The organism is Litchfieldia salsa, from assembly GCF_900104555.1.
Taxonomy (GTDB): domain Bacteria; phylum Bacillota; class Bacilli; order Bacillales; family Bacillaceae_L; genus Litchfieldia; species Litchfieldia salsa.
In genome coordinates, this window is the sequence record NZ_FNJU01000001.1 from 360,793 (window position 1) to 377,250 (window position 16,458).

A 16,458-nucleotide genomic window follows, 5' to 3' on the forward strand; every position below is an offset into this window, starting at 1 on the left:
TAGGCTGTTTTCGTATAGATTGTTGCTTTTAAAGCCGCAGGCTGAATACACTCCGCGTCCGGCGGGTGACCATGAGCCTCCTCGTCGCTTATGCTCCTGTGGTCTCACTTTGCCCACTGATCCCGCAGGAGTCTACGTGTATTCAGCCTGCTTATATAACGAACATTTCAACGTGTTTTATCTTAAATAACAAAATTTGAGAAAACAGCCTTTAGAAAAGAGCCTTATTTTAATAAATTATCCAGTTATAACAACATATTTCTACGAATTTTTGAATAGAACTAGATCTTTGTACAACCTTCGTATAGCCTGTTTCAAATACTTAGACAACCTTAGATACAAGGGTAACTCCCAGGGGACAGAGACTTGGAAAGGAGTTGATGTGTTATCGAGAAAATAAAAAAGAACTCTATGAAATCTGGAATACAAAAAAACGACTGCTCATATTGAACACTCGTGACACTTAATTAAGATACATTTCAGCTAATCCGAATTACTTAGACTGAGTAGGATTACAAGCTTACCAGTGTGCTTGAAGTTTATTACCATTTGGATCATAAAAGTGGAAATAGGCATGACCATTATCTTCTTGTATATCCTCGACCTTCACTTGATTATTAATTAAGTGTTGATGAAATTTAGATAATTCTGGGCTTGTAAAGCCGATACTAAAAGCTGATTCATTATTAATTGTAAAATGCGAAAATGTTTCATCGTCTGTAGGAACTAAGATAAGTAAAAAAGGTCCCTCATTTACTTTAATAATCGCAAATGGATCATCAGTACCGGTTAATAACTGTAACCCTAATACATCTCTATACCACCCGGCAGACTGTTCTAAATCTTTTACAGGAATTCTAATATAATGCACTTGTTCAATAAATGATTTACTCATAATTTACCTCTCTTTTATAAAATCTGGTATATTAAGTAATTCTCGTTTTATATACCTTTTCCCTTCCAATATATTGAATTCACCTTCCCTTTACTGCATAAAAAAAGCCATTCTTATATTGAAGAATTAGCCCCGTTAGTTGAATTAAAAGGTATGCTTTATCTTTATTAAAACTAAATAGGTTATATCTTTATCTTTTCTCTAACTATGATGAGAGTTTAGACAAGTTATTTTCCTTTTCATATATTGTGATTGAGTTCAAATAAAAGGAGGTGTTTTTATGACTCACAATCCACAACACAACCCAAACCAAGTAAACGACGACCAACAGCAAAACCAATGTCCTGAAGGTTGTTGCGAAGGTAATGAACTACTTTGTGTTTCTATCCCATGTCCAATTACAATTGTACTTCTGGGACTTGAACTTCAACTAGAATTACCTTGTATTAGATTAACTTCTCAAGATAATTTAACTCCAGACCAAGTACAACAACTTTTAGGTTTCCTTTCTAACCTAATTGGTAACCTTGGGACTAACATCACATCTCAATAAGAAGTATTAAGGCTGCGTTTATTACGTAGCCTTTTTACTTAAACTATCTTGCACCGTTAGCTTAAGTGTTCAAGAAATAATCTACGATTGCGATATCGGACGCTATATAGACGCACTTCAACGTTATTTTTCTTTATTTCGTTGAAAAAAAGGTGCAAATTAGTTTCCTAATCGCACCTCTAAAGGATATGTTATAACTGTTCTCCTATCAACCAATCGGATTACACTTTTTTCATAAGGCTTATTCAAACGAACGATTAATCAATAAGTTAAATCAAACCACCCATTTTCAAGTGTTTGTTTGTACCAATAATAGCTATCTTTCTTCGTTCTAACTAATGTACGGAAGTCGACATGAACGATTCCGAATCTCATGCTATAGCCAAATGCCCATTCAAAGTTATCCATGAGTGACCATGTTAAGTAGCCTTTTATATTTACGCCAGAATCCATACTGCGTTTTAGGGCAGCTAGATGTAGCTGTAAATAGGTGATGCGACGTTGATCTTTTACACGTCCATTTTCCGCCTCATCATTGTAACAAGCTCCATTTTCAGTAATATAGATTGGAACCTGTCCATAAAGTTCTGTTATATAAGTTAGTACTTTATAAAATCCCTCTGGATAGATTGGCCAACCGATATCGGTACGCTCGTAATTCATATCTAGGTCTTCTGAGTCAAATAGCCCACTATTTTCTTTGTACCTTGCAACATTCCCGGTATAATAATTGATTCCTAGGAAATCGATTGGTTGACTAATATCTTGTAAATCCCCATCTTGAATATTCATCTTAACACCCTTTGATTCAAACCAGTCTACCATAAATTGTGGATAGCTTCCTTTGAATACTGGATCCATGAACCATTCTACAAACCAGCCTACTTCTCGTTTACATGCATCAATGTCTTCCTGCTTATTACTGAAAGGCTCTTTCCATGTAACATTTGGAGCATAGCCGATTTGTCCATCGATCTTAAGAGTTCTGAATGCTTTTACTGATCTGCCGTGAGCAACCATTAAATGATGAGAAATATCTGTTGCTAACTGTAAGTCCTTATTTCCTGGAGCGTGCTCACCTATAAAGTTAGATAAAAATGATACACACCAAGGCTCATTAAGGGTAATCCAGTTTTTTATCTTTCCTTGAAACTCCTTGAACATAAATTCAGAGTACTCTACAAAGGCATCAATGGTCGAACGGTTTGCCCAACCACCTTCATCTTGAAGTGCTTGAGGTAAGTCCCAATGATATAGGGTACACATTGGTTCAATACCATTCTCAAGAAGTGTGTCAACGAAACGATGATAGAAATCAACACCAGGTTGATTCACTTCTCCTCTCCCATTTGGAAAAATACGTGGCCATGCAACAGAGAATCTGTATGAATCAATCCCTAATTCCTTCATCAATTTTATATCTTCTTCATAACGATGATACGTATCACATGCTACATCTCCGTTATCTCCATTCAGAACTTTTCCTGGTGTTCTTGAGAAAGTATCCCAGATGGAAGCACCTCTTCCATCCTCAAATGCTCCACCTTCTACCTGATAAGAAGCAGTTGCTGCTCCCCATTTCATATCTTTTGGAAATTCTATAATAGCCATTCGAAAGCCTCCCCTGTCTTAGATCTCTGTATTATTGATTACGATTCTTACTACCGCATGATTCCCTGATCATTAGCTCGGAATCGATGAACATTGGCTTTAACTCTGAAACCCCGTTAATTAAATCATTTAGCATATTTGCACCTAATTTACCGAGGCGGTCCTTATCTTGCTTGATCGTTGTTAATTTAGGATCACTATAACGACATGCATCAATGTCATCACAGCCTACAATCCGAATATCCTCAGGAACATTTAAACCACTTTCCTTTATCGCCCTTAAGGCACCGAAAGCCATCATATCTGAAGCTGCAAAAATGGCCTGTGGATACGGCTTTTGCTGCAAGATTTCCTTCATTGCCGTGTATCCACTTTCTTCATGAAAGTCTCCGTACTTCATCCAGCTTTCATTTATCTTTAGACCTAACTGACTCATTATATCTATAAATCCTTTTTCCCTAAGTGAAGCGATGGCAGAATCCTTCTTCCCCCCAATAAATCCAATTTCTCTAATGTTATCGAGGTAAAAGTGTTGGATGACCTTTCTGGAAAGATTCACATTATCGGTCATCACGTAACTTGCCTTGGGGCCATTTAATTCAATGTCGATTCCCACACAGGGAACTCCATTCTCGACTAGTTCATAGATATGATCTTCAATTTCCTCACCAGCTATAATGAGACAACCATCTACATGAAAATGTCTACATCTAGCAAGGTAGCTTCCATTATCTTTAGAGAATTGTTCATTTGAAAACATCAGAATATCATACCCTAACTTTCCGATCGTCTTTTTAAAAGAAGTCACAACTTCATTAAAAAAAGGATGTGTAAACTCAACATTTACTTTTCCAGCATAAATCAAACCAATCAAATTAGACTTTTTAGTGGCAAGTACTTTTGCAGAAAAAGTAGGTTGATAATCATGCTCTACAATCACATCCATTACTTTTTTCTTTGTTTCCTCACTAACGCCGCCATAATTGTTCATGATTTTAGATACTGTTGATGGAGCCACACCAGCTAACTTAGCAATATCTTTTATCGTTAAATTCATTGTGATCCCTCTATGCCTTAAGAATAATTTTAATATCGTACTGATAGAATACTAAGCTTCTCATTAATAAGTAAAGAACGATTCATAAAACTTACTTGACTGCTCCCTCTGTGATACTCGAAATAAATAATCGATTAAATAAAAGGAAGATAATAATTAAAGGTACAGTTGCCCAAAATACGCCTGACATAATCATACCAAAATCAATATTAAAGGTATTACTTAATGTTGCAAGTGCAACCTGAATCGTATACATTTCTGGATCTCTAAGAATCGTAAACTGCCATAAGAATTCTCCCCATACTGCTGTGAAAACAATAATTCCAAGAGTTGCGAACGCTGGTAAAATGATTGGCAGGGCAATACTTCGATAAATTTTAAAATTTGAAGCACCATCTAATTTAGCCGCTTCGATTAGTTCATCAGGCACCGAGTTGCTCACATACTGTCTCATTAGAAAGATCCCTAATGGATTTAAAAAGAACAGAATCGCTACCCCTTGTAACGTATCTAATAATCCAGCTTTAGATATTAAATAATATTGCGGAATTAATCCCAGCTGTGGTGGGATCACCATTGTTAACAAGATTGCTACGAACAGAGCGTTTTTGCCAGGAAATTTAAATTTAGCAAAAGCATACCCAGCTAATGAACTAATAATAAGGACAACAAGTGTAACCGAGATACATAAAATGACTGTATTCCCCATTGCTCTGAAGAAATCAATCGCTCCTAACACTTTCTGGAAGTTCGTTACCAATAAATCCCCCGGTGTGATGGTCGGTGGAATTGAATTATACGCAGCACTTGGCCGTGTCGCCATCACAAACATCCAGTAAAATGGGAATAACGACAGTAGAGATGCTAATGAAAGAAACAAATAAATAAATATTCTTCCTGGTGAAAACTTTTTTGTTCCCGCTTCCTGACTCATTAGTATGCTCCTTTCTTCTTTCTGCCAAATCCTGATGTAACTAAAGTGTTAATAGCAGAGAATATGATAATAATCACTAATAAAATAATGGCTGTAGCAGATGCTGTACCAAAGGATTGTAATTTAAATGCATCTCGATATAGATACATAACAACCGTCATGGCTTCATCTCTCGTAAATGCAGAGGCACCTAGGAATACGGTTGGTTCTGCAAAAAGCTGTAATGAACCGACTGTAGAGAAAAAGACAGTTAAAATAATAAAAGGTTTTAATAAAGGCATGGTGATGTGTATAAGCTGTTGGAATTTGTTTGCTCCATCAATTGTTGCTGCTTCATACAAATCATTTGAGATACTTTGGATTCCAGCAAGATAAATGATCGTATTATATCCGACCCATCTCCAAAACACCATAATCGAAATCGCAATTTTTGTTCCCCATTCTGATGCTCCCCAGTTAACTGGATCAAAACCAAGTAATCCTAACGTATAATTGGCTAAGGATGATTCATGATTACTAAATAACACGCTAAAAATCAGGGCTACTGCAACCATTGACGTAATATAAGGCATGAAGATCGTAACTCGGAAGAAATTTTTAAAACGGAGAAACGATAGGTTTAATAAAAAAGCAAGAATAATCCCTATAATTAATTGTGGTGCTGTTCCCATTAACCCAATGATGATTGTGTTATACAAGGACTTCCAAAATAACGGGTCCATTAAAACAACCCTAAAGTTATTTAATCCAACGAATTCCATTGGAGCTAAACCATTCCATTTTTGAAAGGCTAAAAACGTACTGAATAGTGCTGGATACAAACCAATTACGGCAAATATGATAAAGAATGGTGCGATGTATAAGTATGCTGAAATCATATCCTTTTTTTCTTCAGACATTGATTTCTTAGTTTTTGAAGTCTTTTTAGCTGAAGCTATTTTCACTGAAGCCATTTTCACTCCCCGTCCTTCTTTAAACCTATAATATGGTGTCCAAGCAGGACACCATATAAAGGTTAATAATAATGTTTACCCTTATCGACTTACTAAATCCTTCGCACGTTTAACAGCTGCTTCCCATTCTTCTTCTGGGTCTCCACCATTAACTACGTTTTTAAGACCATCAACAATTTGTTGGTGAACTGGGAAGTACTTTTCACCTTTATAGACGATTCCATCGATATCTTGTGCTGCTTGAGCAAATACTGCAGAGGATACTTGACCACCAAAGAACTCGTCTTCGTTCGCAGTAAATTCAGGCATTTCATACACAGATGGTGCTGATGGGAATAATCCATGACTTTGGAATGACTTTAATTGATTTTCTGGTGATACTAACCATTCGATAAAGTCATATGCTTCTTGTGCATGTTCAGTTTCGCTAGGAACAGAGATGTATGAACCACCCCAGTTTGCTGCAAATTCTGTTGGTAATGTTGCAACTCTAAATAAACCTACAGCATCAGGAGCATTTCCTTCCATCCAACCCTTTAACCATCCAGCTCCTAATTCAGCAGCAAAGTCACCTGTATTAACAGCACTTGCCCACTCAGGAGTCCACATATCATATTTTCCTACAAGTCCAGCTTCATGTAGCTCAACTGCATAATCCCATGCAGCTTTTACAGCACTACCTTCTTGATCAAGAATTAATTCCCCTTCAGGGTTCAAATACGTTTCAACCGCTGGATCAAGCTTTGCTCTGAAAGCCATTTCAATACTGTCTACGAACGGTTTACCTGTAGCTTCCTTCACCTTTATTCCAGCTTCTTTAAAAGCTTCTGGAGAATTGATAAGAGCTGTAACTTCTTCTGGATCAGTCGGTAATCCTGCAGCTTCAAATACATCTGTACGATAGTAAAGTGCTTTAGGACCGATGTCTGTTGGCATTCCTAGTAGGAAATCTTCACCAGTGATTTCACCAGTATTCCATTTCCAATCAAGGTATTGATCTTGAACATCTTTTGCCCCGTATTCATATAAGTTAGCAAAACGATCTTGAGCCGCTTTAAAACGATCAAGCTGATCAACCTCTAACATCGCGATATCAGGTGCACCACTTCCTGCTGATAGTGCAGTAAATAACGCATCATGGTGCTCAGCCGTTTCAGCAGATCTAAATTTTATCTTAACATCAGGATTTTCACTTTCATATTGCTTCACTAAGTCTTCATATCCAGTAGACCCGAATGCCCAAAAGCTTAGTTCTACCTTTTCTTTTCCACCTTCATTATCCGAAGCACCTTCATCATTATTGCCATTACATGCTGCAAGCGAGAATGCTAGGAGTGATGCCATACCTAAAGTCATTAACTTTTTCATACTCTTCATCTTCATTTCCCCCTTAATGTTTGAATAAACAATAGAATAACTACAAATAAAGCACAGTTCCTACTTTAGTTTGCATTTACCTCCCTAGATTACTAGATTACTAGAATCGGAAACCGGTTTCCATATCTGGTTTGTTTTATCTGCGGAAAACGCTTTCTTAATCAGATTGTAACCCCGTATATTAGATAAATCAACTGTTTTTTTGAAAAATATTGATATTTATAAAAATAAAGATTAATTTAAGAAAACCGGTTTCCATGAAACGCTTTATTATCAATACTGAAATCGATCTCAAGTACTTATTCATTTATTCATACTTTATGCCTGTCTCCGGTGTCTGAATCTTACTTGACTTCGGACAGGATCAGACAGGTCTAACCTAGACGAGTCCGAACATGATCGGACTTCAGACAGATTGGCAATTTCAAATCCACCCGTGTCCGAACTCAGCCTACCTTCGGACAGGTTCAGCGATTTTAAATCCAATCGTGTCCGAACCTATCCTGACTTCAGACTGGATTAGCGATTTCATATCCAAGCGTGTTCGAACCTGGCCTGACTTCAGACAGGGATAGTGAATACAATTCCAAGCGAGTCTGAACACACCCTAACTTCAGACAGGATCACGAGGTCAAATCCAGACGTGTCCGAACCCGCCCTGACTTCAGACAGGATCAGTGATCTCAAATCCAGTCGTGTCCGAACCTCACCTACCTTCAGACAGGATCAGCGATTGCATATCTAGACGTATCCGAACCTGATCGGGCTTAAGATAAGATTCGTGATTTAATTGATTGTGACGTTATAATTCGAATTTTTCTTTGATGATCATTGCCACTTCTTCTGCATTCAAGTTTGTATTATTTATCTTTAGATAGTTTGAAAAGGTAATTTCACCTTCTAAAGAATTCAATCTGTATTTCTCCATCGACTTTTTTAATCGATCTTCTGACGATTTAATAACCCTCTTTGATGGCTTGTGTTCAAGTCTATTAGCACTTTTATTTCGCTCAAGTCTTTCTTCTAAATCTGCCTCAAGCTCAACATAATAAACAGTAGCTCCTCTTGATTCGAACAACCTAGAGACATGATGAACATAATCCCAGTCCTCTTGCATATCAAATGCCCAGAGGTAAGTAAAAATCATTCCATACAAATTGCTCTTTGATACTTCTTCAAAGATCTCTTGACGGAACAGATTGACTAATCTACGACCTTCTTTAGTGCCGTAATCAAAGAAATGACCAACTAAATCTATCGTCATATGATTATGAAAAAGTTTTAAATCCGTTATTTTGGCTAATTCTTGTCCAACTGTCATTTTCCCAACGGCTTGAGGTCCAAATACTAGAACAAATCTCATAAGCTCCCTCCTTTCTGAAATTTTAACATATATTTACAATAAAAAGACTGACTTAGTCTTTTTTTCTATTAGTTACAGTAAACTAAAAAACTGGTAAAATCCGTCTCTTATTATTGGAAAGTGTCATCCTTTCTTGATAATAGTCAGTTCCTGTTTAGCTAGGGTTAAAAGTTAGATATACAAAACATATTTCACTTTTATCGCCCCTCCTTTTTTTGTTGCAAATGCAACAATTTTACATTACATTATATATAGAGAATATTTATTGCATTTACAACATTTTTTAACAAAGGAGCTTATTATGAAGGAAATTCTTCGTGAAATTGGAATGATTGCAAGAGCTTTAGATTCTATCAGTAATATCGAATTTAAAGAATATGACCTTACAAAAGGGCAGTATTTGTATCTTATGCGAATATGTGAAAACCCTGGAATCATTCAAGAAAAGCTAGCTGAGATGATTAAAGTCGATCGAACAACTGCAGCTCGAGCTATAAAAAAGCTTGAAATAAATGGGTTTGTTGAGAAGAAAGCTGATGAACATAACCAAAAAATTAAAAAACTCTTTCCTGCAGAGAAAGCGAGAAATGTTTATCCTTTCATAAAAAGAGAAAATGATCATTCCAATAAGGTTGCGTTAGAAGGGTTTTCTGAACTGGAAATGGAAACTATTTTAAATCTTCTGCAACGAGTTAGGAAAAATGTAGAAGTCGATTGGGAATTCGTTAAGAAAGGCAACAAGCGAATTTATTGATTAAATAATAGGAGTGACATATTAAAATGACGAAAATAACTATTAAAAAATGCAGTCTTGAAGATCTAAGAACACTACAAGAAATTAGTTATGACACTTTTAACGAGACATTCAAGGATCAGAACTCATCAGAAAATATGAACGCCTATTTGGAAAAAGCATTTAACATCAAACAATTAGAAACAGAACTATCAAACAGTTCTTCGGAATTCTTTTTTGTTTACTTTAATCATGAAATTGCCGGATATATAAAGATTAATACTAGTGATGCTCAGACTGAAGAAATGGGTGATGATTCACTTGAGATCGAGAGGATTTATATAAAGAGCAAATTTCAAAAACACGGACTTGGTAAAATACTGCTAAATAAAGCGATTGAAATTGCGACGGAACGCCATAAGAAGAAGATTTGGCTTGGTGTTTGGGAGAAGAACGAAAATGCGATTGCGTTTTATCATAAAATGGGGTTTGTTCAAACTGGAGCCCACTCCTTTTATATGGGTGATGAAGAACAAAAAGACTTTATATTGACCAAAGCACTCTACTAACATTTTTGAGAGGTGGATATTATGTACATACCTAAGGATTTTCAAATTGATGAAGAAGAAGAAATCTATGATTTTATCGAAAAGTTTAGCTTTGCAACCTTATTTTCTCAGCATCATGGTGAACCCTATGCTACTCACCTTCCATTAATGGTTAATAAATCTGAACATGCTTTATATGGTCATTTTGCACGTCCGAACGAGCAATGGAAGGATGCTGAGAACCAACAAGTGCTCGCGGTTTTCCACGGTCCCCATTGTTATATTTCACCTACTTGGTATGAAACACCTAAAGCAGTACCTACTTGGAATTATGTGTCTATCCATTTATATGGAAAGTTGGAAATTATCGAAGATCGTAAAGTAATAGTTGATTCTTTAAATGACTTGGTAACTAAATATGAACAACCTGATAGTCCATACAATTTAAATGATGTTGAACCTAGTTATATCGAAGGAATGAGTAAAGGAATTGTGGCGTTTAAAATAAAAATCTCAAAAATAGAAGCAAAAGCTAAATTAAGCCAAAACCATCCTGTGGAACGCCAAGAGTTAATAATTAAAAACCTAGAAAACACTATTAATCACGATCACATACAAGTGGCAGCTCTTATGAGGAAAAATCTAGAAAAGTAGAATTTTTGACAATGGGAAGAGCTTTTTTATATTGTAGCTTTGAAATAAAGTTTGATTAGATGACCTCTAATAACCTTGATAAAATAGTAAATAGACAAAGCGTGTTTTTGAAAAAAGATTGATCAAAACACGCTTTAAATGTATTCAATTAAACCATTCGTTATAAATAAATTTGTTTATTCTTGATCTTCCAGACTAGTCTGCACAAAAGGGCATGAATAAGTATTCTAACAAGATATGTTTAGGATCGTACTGAATAGATTTGATTAATAATGGTAACAACATTCCTTGTTCTTCCGGGCTTATATTTAAAGGAACGTTACCCTTTACTGTACTATTGAAAAGATGTTTGATCCCTTGGAAATAGAAGCCGATACTTCTTGAAATGGCCATATCGTTTAGAATTTGATCGTAAACCTGATTTAAAATTTCGGGATGATTGTCTACAAAAGAAAGAGACGATGGTAGTTCAGGTAATTCGAAGATAGACTTCATATTTTTCTTAATCTGTTCGATGGAAAGATCATGATTACTCTGCTGTTCCATGCTTTTATAATCAATGGTATTTTCATAGTTAAGCTGGGAAAGGTATCCAGGTAGGAGATCGTTTATGAGATTAATAACTACTACTAATGTCTTCGCCTGCAATTCGATTGAATCAGCTAAATGATTACATATTTGTGGATCTAAAGGAGTATGTGAGGAAGGACTAGGATGAATGGCTAAATCATTTAACAGCTTTAAGATGTTTTCATAAAACAAGGTAAAGTCATGATTAGATTCCCATTTTTTATTTATGTAGTGTTTTCTTCCCTTTCCAAAAAGACCACCTTCCTTAATAATAATCAATTTTTTTATTGTTCACTTTAATGATAATACTTTCCGGTTCTGGTTCTGTTTTTGGCTCTTTTTTCGGTTGAGATGAATGATGAATAGAGGCGAGGTTTTTCTCCTTTTTCACCTCCTTCTTTACTTCTTTTTTTTCCTCCTCTTTTAACCCGAAATTATTACCAAAGTTTATATTTCCCTTATTTTCTTTTACATCTACTTTATCAAAATGAAAATTAACAGGGATTTCATGCAATGAATCAATAATAAGATTAACCCGCTCTACATTTAGGGTTATGTTTAATTGCTCATATTTAAGGTTCGAGTCTTCCAGGAGTTTTTTTAATTGTTCAAGATCAAGGGTAATGTTTGCTTCTTTGCTCATGGTTTTTGTTTAATCAATTTATTATGTGTATGAGAGACAGTGTTTTTATCCCCACTTATTTCACCGAGTCCTTCATTTTTGCTTGAAGAACCCTTGAAATGATGCAGTTTATTATCGCCATAGAAAATACCACTGCTATTTGATATAGAATGAACAGATAATTTTTTCAACTCTATACTAGGCTTCATATGTTTGACCCCTCCTACCTACACGTTTATGTAAAGAGGAATCTTCTTATGTCTAATCATAATAACAAATTAGTTTGTTTTCCTTCTTTTACTATTTATAAAATGATCTATACAATCATGGTCCGTTATGGAGTTAATATTTTGACAGAAGGATGATTGTCCCTCCTCATTAATATGGTTAGGACCTAAACCCACGTTTTGCTTTTCTTTTATTCTCCACCCATGACACTGACTTCCCCCTATAAAAACCCCTGAATTGGAGCTTTGTCCGTTGATATTAATAGTTCTAAAGGTGATACATCCGTCGTTTTTATCCATATTATCAACTCCCAGAAATAGTTTGATTGATTGTACTTGGTGAATCGATTGTATCAGGATCTATCACAATATTAACGTTCCTGAAGGTCTTGTTTCCATTACCAGAAATAGATCCTAGGCCATGATTTGCCTTAGAATGAGTAGACCAGTAGGATTGACGATTGGTTCCAATGAAAATACCTGCATTTGTTTGAATGACATTTACATTTATATCTTGTAAGGTAACATAAGGGTTCTTGATGTCAGTCACACTCCTTTGTTAAGTGTATGCTAATTTGTTTTTATACTATGTTCCGTTGGTGTCTAAAGTGCCTAACCCATTAGAGAATTCACATTCATACCTCTTTATACATACACTACGTTATGGAAGAATGGAGGGAACGTTATGACTGCACCCATTGTCTTTAATATGGTCAATGTGAATGGAATTGAAAGTTTAGGTGGGGTTTTTATTGGAGATACATCTGCAAATGGATGGGAAGTAAATGAAAAACTAAACCAATCGATGGGTATGAATTTTGCTGCATTTGGTGGGAGCACACCAATGGGAGGTAACATCAATTTAATTAGTGATCCAGATGCGATTGACCATCCACTGAGCCAATTGGACAATAATCCAGCATCCACTATTTAATGGGGGACGTCCTATGAAACATAATAATAAGATTGACTGGACCAAATTTGAAGAATCGTTTTCGAACTTTAACCCTTATCAGTTTGGAGAGGATTTCCATGCAAAAGATAGACAATCCTTTCTTCATGAATTAATGAAAGGAAATCTATATGTACATTCACAGGAAAAAGAGGATTCGTATTTAGTAGATATCGAACTGCCGGATAGCATTGATTATAACCATATACATTACAAAGTTACAACTACTACAAAACCATCTGGGAAAAAATATAAAAACCTTACTATAGTCATTCCTAAAAAATAGACAGTTTTTCAAATCCCCACGAACGGTTCATTTAATAGGGTCTTTATGAGGAAAATAAAGAAGAGGCTGGGGCTCACCTAAAGTGTTATCAGAATATCCGAACAGATTATTAACTTAGAGGATGAAATATACGTAGACTCCTGCGGGATGAAAAGCAACGGTGAGACCCCGCAGTGCGAAGCGCGAGGAGGCTCACCAGCTTCCCGCGGAAAGCGAAGTATATTTCAGGAGCGGTGTTTCTCCACCATCTATAATTGTTCGGCTTTCATTTAGATAATTCACATTTGTCCCGGTCTCTTTTTATAGAATTCAATTAGTGAAGCTTGAGGATTTTTTCGATTACATTAAACTAAAAAATTGGTAAAATACGAGTAGATGTAAATTTTTGTCTCTTATTATTTAGGAGGTATCACTCATGATCGTAGTCAGTTCCTGTTTAGCCGGGTTAAAGGTTCGATATAACGGTACACATAGTCTAGATGAAAAGATTAATAAATTAGTTGCCGAAAACAAAGCCGTCACCATCTGCCCTGAACTACTTGGCGGATTTTCAACACCAAGGGAGCCTGCTGAAATAGTAGGCGGAACCGGAGAAGATGTACTAGATGGAAATGCTATAGTGGTTGATCGATCTGGTAACGATGTTACAGAACTATACATAAAAGGAGCCTACGCTACTTTAGCAACAGTGAAACAAATACACGCAACAACTATTGTTCTTAAGGAGAATAGTCCATCCTGTGGAAGTTCAATGATTTATAATGGTGAATTTAACGGCACGAAAATGGCTGGAAATGGAGTTACTTCTGCCTTACTTAAAAGAAATGGGTTGCAAGTCATTTCAGAGGACCAATTACCTGAGGATTTGTAGTAGTTATTCTAGTTACAGATTAGTAGGCCGTTGTCTTTTTCATAAAGGAGGAAAGCTCGGGTTATGCCTTTGATTCAGGATTTTAGAAAAATAGATAAATCGAAACTCATGACAAAACAACGAACCATACAATTCATTGCTTGTTTTCTTTTGGTGGTTTATAACTTAATAGGAAGTTTGGCCTTACGAAATGGAAGTAGAGACTATTTTTAAACTTAACACCGGTAAAGGGGAATATTACTTTATGTAGTTTAATCGCTCAAATTAACTAGGCTGTATAAGAAGATAGCGAATCCCTTTGTTGAATATTAGCCGCCCCCGTTCGTTAAAGCACGTTTTGTATTTTTAAAAAATAAAAAGGCTTCAGATTCTTTAAAAACCTAAGCCTTTACATATTTTAATATCGATCATTTTCCATAATCGAATAGCTCCGTTTAACACATCTTCTTTCATACTCCAATGAATCGCGTTTTCTGTTACGACATCGACTTTAATATCGAGTAGGTCTTCAACCTCTTGTTTAAATTGAATCAAATCAAATAAACTTCTGCCTTCCTCAAATTCTACATTACTCTAATTAGCATTATATCATGTCTTTGTCTTTAACTATTTCAACTTTATTAAAATTTATATGTGAAAATGCATAGCCGCTGATTAAAGGTAAGCAACCAATTCTTGCAGCAAGAAATGAAAGATTTTTTAACCACTGCTCATTCCATTGAAAATATAATTCATTATTTTCCCTTTGTAAAAAAATGAAATTATTCCTCTTTCACATCAACTGCTTTATAAAAATGATCAACAATAGGGTGAATATCAGGTTCAGTATAATAATAAGTATCATTTACTGTCGTTAACTCAAACTGAAAAGTATATTCATCATCTTGGGAAAGAGTAATTGAGTAACGCCAACCATCTCTGGCTTCTTGATTATCTTCTGGAATAAACTTTATATCCTTTACCTTACCTAAAAATTCCTCAATAACGGCATGATCAGCTATTGTTTTCTTATATCCTGTACTTCCGTCTACTATTACAATCTTAGTTACATTTTGTAAGTCCTTTTCGTAAAATTCAATTAGTGTCTTTGTATCTAAACGATTTGTGGTTAAATTATTACATCCAACAAACATCAAAACTAAAAACAAAAGACTAACATTTTTCATTTTCCCACCAGCCTACCTATTAGACATTAAAACTGGAATACAGCAGTTAGTACAAAAAAACAAAAAAGCGATATAACTTCTTAGATTATCGCCCCTGGTAGCACAAAACATTATGTCTATTTATTTTCCTTAACTGATAGAAGTTTATCTAATTTATCTTCGACACGTTTTAGTCTGCTCATTCCTTTTCTATATGTAACAACTAATATGATAATTCCCAGTGGAATAGCTAGAACCATCACAAACGCTATTAATTGAAAAATAATATCACCAATGTTTGGTCTTAATGCTGCGGCTAATAAGTACACAAAAATCACTCCATACTCGAGATTTTTCCATAAAACCCAGGCAAGAAAGTGGCAACTACTTTTTGTGCTAAACACTCATAAAAGCCATATATGAAATAACGATTAAAAATATGGCAAGCACAATTCCGAATATGCTACATACGATTCCTGAAATTGCCATTCTTCTTCCTTCTTGGTCAAAACGCTTAATTTCTTTAAGTGCAATAATACCAAGTATTAGGCCGACTACACCGCAAATAACTCCAATACCGCCGAAAATAATAGTCACTATTGATAGAACACCTAATATTAAAGAAGCAATTGCTTTACCATTTGTTTTCCTATTTAAGTCAATGTTATGATCCAAACTAAAAACTCCCTCTATTAACTTTCTTATTGACTAGTAATATAGTGGAAATACACATCTCGAACATTCCTTTGTCTTCATTTCAACATTTTAATTGTATCATTTTACCAATTGGAAGTTTAATTATTTTTATATTATTACTAAAAAGTTCATACCTCTGTTGTTTTCGGCTACAACACTTAATAACTAATCATGTAAGATTAATGTGTATTTACTTCTTCAAACATTAGATGAATGAATATAATCTTTAAAATGCTAATTAAATGGTAACATAATAATAGAAACTATTACCTCACGAAAAAAACAGATTAAAAGAGTTTATCAAAAATACAGAAACAGCACAAAAGATACTATTCGGGTTGTTGCTTTCACAAAAGAGGCGACCCATTTTTTCTGTTGAAAGAAAAAACTATAAACGTGTATTCATCCTGC

General features: G+C 35.2%; 22 protein-coding genes. 7 read left to right on the plus strand and 15 right to left on the minus strand.

What is annotated here, in order from left to right:
- Nucleotides 1-520 precede the first annotated feature (520 nt).
- On the minus strand, nucleotides 521-895 hold the full coding sequence (locus BLQ56_RS01635; RefSeq protein WP_090849384.1) for a VOC family protein: 375 nt from the start codon (nucleotides 893-895) through the stop codon (nucleotides 521-523).
- A 280-nt stretch (nucleotides 896-1,175) separates the two neighbouring features.
- Between BLQ56_RS01635 and BLQ56_RS01640 the strand changes: the two genes are divergently transcribed.
- Nucleotides 1,176-1,448 (plus strand): hypothetical protein, encoded by a 273-nt coding sequence (locus tag BLQ56_RS01640; protein ID WP_090849385.1) that lies wholly within the window; start codon nucleotides 1,176-1,178, stop codon nucleotides 1,446-1,448.
- Nucleotides 1,449-1,709: 261 nt separating this feature from the next.
- Here BLQ56_RS01640 and BLQ56_RS01645 read toward each other — a convergent pair whose 3' ends face one another.
- From BLQ56_RS01645 to BLQ56_RS01670, 6 genes are all read right to left on the minus strand, one after another.
- Nucleotides 1,710-3,059 (minus strand): GH1 family beta-glucosidase, encoded by a 1,350-nt coding sequence (locus BLQ56_RS01645; RefSeq protein ID WP_090849386.1) that lies wholly within the window; start codon nucleotides 3,057-3,059, stop codon nucleotides 1,710-1,712.
- Nucleotides 3,060-3,090: 31 nt separating this feature from the next.
- A complete protein-coding gene (locus tag BLQ56_RS01650) occupies nucleotides 3,091-4,116 on the minus strand; it encodes a LacI family DNA-binding transcriptional regulator (RefSeq protein ID WP_090849387.1) in 1,026 nt (341 codons plus the stop codon).
- 91 nt (nucleotides 4,117-4,207) lie between these two features.
- On the minus strand, nucleotides 4,208-5,050 hold the full coding sequence (locus BLQ56_RS01655) for a carbohydrate ABC transporter permease (protein WP_090849388.1): 843 nt from the start codon (nucleotides 5,048-5,050) through the stop codon (nucleotides 4,208-4,210).
- On the minus strand, nucleotides 5,050-6,003 hold the full coding sequence (locus tag BLQ56_RS01660) for a carbohydrate ABC transporter permease (protein WP_090850050.1): 954 nt from the start codon (nucleotides 6,001-6,003) through the stop codon (nucleotides 5,050-5,052). The genes BLQ56_RS01655 and BLQ56_RS01660 overlap by 1 nt, the downstream gene beginning before the upstream one ends.
- Before the next feature lie 81 nt (nucleotides 6,004-6,084).
- The gene (locus BLQ56_RS01665; RefSeq protein ID WP_090849389.1) at nucleotides 6,085-7,380 is read right to left on the minus strand and encodes an ABC transporter substrate-binding protein; all 1,296 of its coding nucleotides are present in this window, start codon (nucleotides 7,378-7,380) and stop codon (nucleotides 6,085-6,087) included.
- A gap of 802 nt (nucleotides 7,381-8,182) precedes the next feature.
- The gene (locus BLQ56_RS01670) at nucleotides 8,183-8,743 is read right to left on the minus strand and encodes an AAA family ATPase (protein WP_090849390.1); all 561 of its coding nucleotides are present in this window, start codon (nucleotides 8,741-8,743) and stop codon (nucleotides 8,183-8,185) included.
- A 301-nt stretch (nucleotides 8,744-9,044) separates the two neighbouring features.
- On the opposite strand from BLQ56_RS01670, the gene BLQ56_RS01675 reads away from it, so the two are divergent.
- The 3 genes from BLQ56_RS01675 to BLQ56_RS01685 are packed head-to-tail and all read left to right on the plus strand — an operon-like array spanning nucleotide 9,045 to nucleotide 10,678.
- Nucleotides 9,045-9,497 (plus strand): MarR family winged helix-turn-helix transcriptional regulator, encoded by a 453-nt coding sequence (locus BLQ56_RS01675; protein WP_090849391.1) that lies wholly within the window; start codon nucleotides 9,045-9,047, stop codon nucleotides 9,495-9,497.
- Between the two features lie 26 nt (nucleotides 9,498-9,523).
- A complete protein-coding gene (gene paiA / locus BLQ56_RS01680; protein ID WP_090849392.1) occupies nucleotides 9,524-10,045 on the plus strand; it encodes a spermidine/spermine N(1)-acetyltransferase in 522 nt (173 codons plus the stop codon).
- Between the two features lie 21 nt (nucleotides 10,046-10,066).
- A complete protein-coding gene (locus BLQ56_RS01685; RefSeq protein ID WP_090849393.1) occupies nucleotides 10,067-10,678 on the plus strand; it encodes an FMN-binding negative transcriptional regulator in 612 nt (203 codons plus the stop codon).
- 195 nt (nucleotides 10,679-10,873) lie between these two features.
- Here the strand turns inward: BLQ56_RS01685 and BLQ56_RS01690 are convergent, their stop codons facing one another.
- From BLQ56_RS01690 to BLQ56_RS01710, 4 genes are all read right to left on the minus strand, one after another.
- Complete coding sequence (locus BLQ56_RS01690; protein WP_090849394.1) at nucleotides 10,874-11,527, minus strand: hypothetical protein; 654 nt, start codon at nucleotides 11,525-11,527, stop codon at nucleotides 10,874-10,876.
- The gene (locus BLQ56_RS01695; RefSeq protein ID WP_090849395.1) at nucleotides 11,514-11,891 is read right to left on the minus strand and encodes a hypothetical protein; all 378 of its coding nucleotides are present in this window, start codon (nucleotides 11,889-11,891) and stop codon (nucleotides 11,514-11,516) included. Before BLQ56_RS01695 ends, BLQ56_RS01690 begins: the two co-directional genes overlap by 14 nt.
- Complete coding sequence (locus tag BLQ56_RS01700) at nucleotides 11,888-12,079, minus strand: hypothetical protein (protein ID WP_090849396.1); 192 nt, start codon at nucleotides 12,077-12,079, stop codon at nucleotides 11,888-11,890. The genes BLQ56_RS01695 and BLQ56_RS01700 overlap by 4 nt, the downstream gene beginning before the upstream one ends.
- A gap of 322 nt (nucleotides 12,080-12,401) precedes the next feature.
- Nucleotides 12,402-12,647, minus strand: a complete 246-nt coding sequence (locus BLQ56_RS01710) for a hypothetical protein (RefSeq protein WP_090849398.1) — start codon at nucleotides 12,645-12,647, stop codon at nucleotides 12,402-12,404.
- 135 nt (nucleotides 12,648-12,782) lie between these two features.
- Between BLQ56_RS01710 and BLQ56_RS01715 the strand changes: the two genes are divergently transcribed.
- From BLQ56_RS01715 to BLQ56_RS01725, 3 genes are all read left to right on the plus strand, one after another.
- Nucleotides 12,783-13,031, plus strand: coding sequence for a hypothetical protein (locus tag BLQ56_RS01715; RefSeq protein WP_090849399.1), 249 nt, complete (start codon nucleotides 12,783-12,785; stop codon nucleotides 13,029-13,031).
- Between the two features lie 13 nt (nucleotides 13,032-13,044).
- A complete protein-coding gene (locus tag BLQ56_RS01720; RefSeq protein ID WP_090849400.1) occupies nucleotides 13,045-13,335 on the plus strand; it encodes a hypothetical protein in 291 nt (96 codons plus the stop codon).
- A gap of 415 nt (nucleotides 13,336-13,750) precedes the next feature.
- Nucleotides 13,751-14,206, plus strand: a complete 456-nt coding sequence (locus tag BLQ56_RS01725) for a 2-thiouracil desulfurase family protein (protein ID WP_090849401.1) — start codon at nucleotides 13,751-13,753, stop codon at nucleotides 14,204-14,206.
- A 372-nt stretch (nucleotides 14,207-14,578) separates the two neighbouring features.
- On the opposite strand, the gene BLQ56_RS23295 is transcribed toward BLQ56_RS01725, so the two are convergent.
- From BLQ56_RS23295 to BLQ56_RS01740, 4 genes are all read right to left on the minus strand, one after another.
- On the minus strand, nucleotides 14,579-14,740 hold the full coding sequence (locus BLQ56_RS23295) for a hypothetical protein (protein WP_175490154.1): 162 nt from the start codon (nucleotides 14,738-14,740) through the stop codon (nucleotides 14,579-14,581).
- Nucleotides 14,741-14,967: 227 nt separating this feature from the next.
- Nucleotides 14,968-15,372, minus strand: a complete 405-nt coding sequence (locus BLQ56_RS01730) for a hypothetical protein (protein WP_238457133.1) — start codon at nucleotides 15,370-15,372, stop codon at nucleotides 14,968-14,970.
- Nucleotides 15,373-15,488: 116 nt separating this feature from the next.
- Nucleotides 15,489-15,680, minus strand: a complete 192-nt coding sequence (locus tag BLQ56_RS01735; protein ID WP_090849402.1) for a hypothetical protein — start codon at nucleotides 15,678-15,680, stop codon at nucleotides 15,489-15,491.
- 67 nt (nucleotides 15,681-15,747) lie between these two features.
- Entirely contained in the window at nucleotides 15,748-16,026 is a 279-nt protein-coding gene (locus tag BLQ56_RS01740) for a DUF4190 domain-containing protein (RefSeq protein WP_175490155.1), read from the minus strand.
- Nucleotides 16,027-16,458 lie beyond the last annotated feature (432 nt).

Bases quoted from the DNA above. Each gene is read 5' to 3' on its own strand.
- BLQ56_RS01635 (WP_090849384.1), bottom strand. From the start codon at position 895: ATGAGTAAATCATTTATTGAACAAGTGCATTATATTAGAATTCCTGTA.
- BLQ56_RS01640 (WP_090849385.1), top strand. From the start codon at position 1,176: ATGACTCACAATCCACAACACAACCCAAACCAAGTAAACGACGACCAA.
- BLQ56_RS01645 (WP_090849386.1), bottom strand. From the start codon at position 3,059: ATGGCTATTATAGAATTTCCAAAAGATATGAAATGGGGAGCAGCAACT.
- BLQ56_RS01650 (WP_090849387.1), bottom strand. From the start codon at position 4,116: ATGAATTTAACGATAAAAGATATTGCTAAGTTAGCTGGTGTGGCTCCA.
- BLQ56_RS01655 (WP_090849388.1), bottom strand. From the start codon at position 5,050: ATGAGTCAGGAAGCGGGAACAAAAAAGTTTTCACCAGGAAGAATATTT.
- BLQ56_RS01660 (WP_090850050.1), bottom strand. From the start codon at position 6,003: ATGGCTTCAGTGAAAATAGCTTCAGCTAAAAAGACTTCAAAAACTAAG.
- BLQ56_RS01665 (WP_090849389.1), bottom strand. From the start codon at position 7,380: ATGAAGAGTATGAAAAAGTTAATGACTTTAGGTATGGCATCACTCCTA.
- BLQ56_RS01670 (WP_090849390.1), bottom strand. From the start codon at position 8,743: ATGAGATTTGTTCTAGTATTTGGACCTCAAGCCGTTGGGAAAATGACA.
- BLQ56_RS01675 (WP_090849391.1), top strand. From the start codon at position 9,045: ATGAAGGAAATTCTTCGTGAAATTGGAATGATTGCAAGAGCTTTAGAT.
- paiA (WP_090849392.1), top strand. From the start codon at position 9,524: ATGACGAAAATAACTATTAAAAAATGCAGTCTTGAAGATCTAAGAACA.
- BLQ56_RS01685 (WP_090849393.1), top strand. From the start codon at position 10,067: ATGTACATACCTAAGGATTTTCAAATTGATGAAGAAGAAGAAATCTAT.
- BLQ56_RS01695 (WP_090849395.1), bottom strand. From the start codon at position 11,891: ATGAGCAAAGAAGCAAACATTACCCTTGATCTTGAACAATTAAAAAAA.
- BLQ56_RS01700 (WP_090849396.1), bottom strand. From the start codon at position 12,079: ATGAAGCCTAGTATAGAGTTGAAAAAATTATCTGTTCATTCTATATCA.
- BLQ56_RS01715 (WP_090849399.1), top strand. From the start codon at position 12,783: ATGACTGCACCCATTGTCTTTAATATGGTCAATGTGAATGGAATTGAA.
- BLQ56_RS01720 (WP_090849400.1), top strand. From the start codon at position 13,045: ATGAAACATAATAATAAGATTGACTGGACCAAATTTGAAGAATCGTTT.
- BLQ56_RS01725 (WP_090849401.1), top strand. From the start codon at position 13,751: ATGATCGTAGTCAGTTCCTGTTTAGCCGGGTTAAAGGTTCGATATAAC.
- BLQ56_RS01730 (WP_238457133.1), bottom strand. From the start codon at position 15,372: ATGAAAAATGTTAGTCTTTTGTTTTTAGTTTTGATGTTTGTTGGATGT.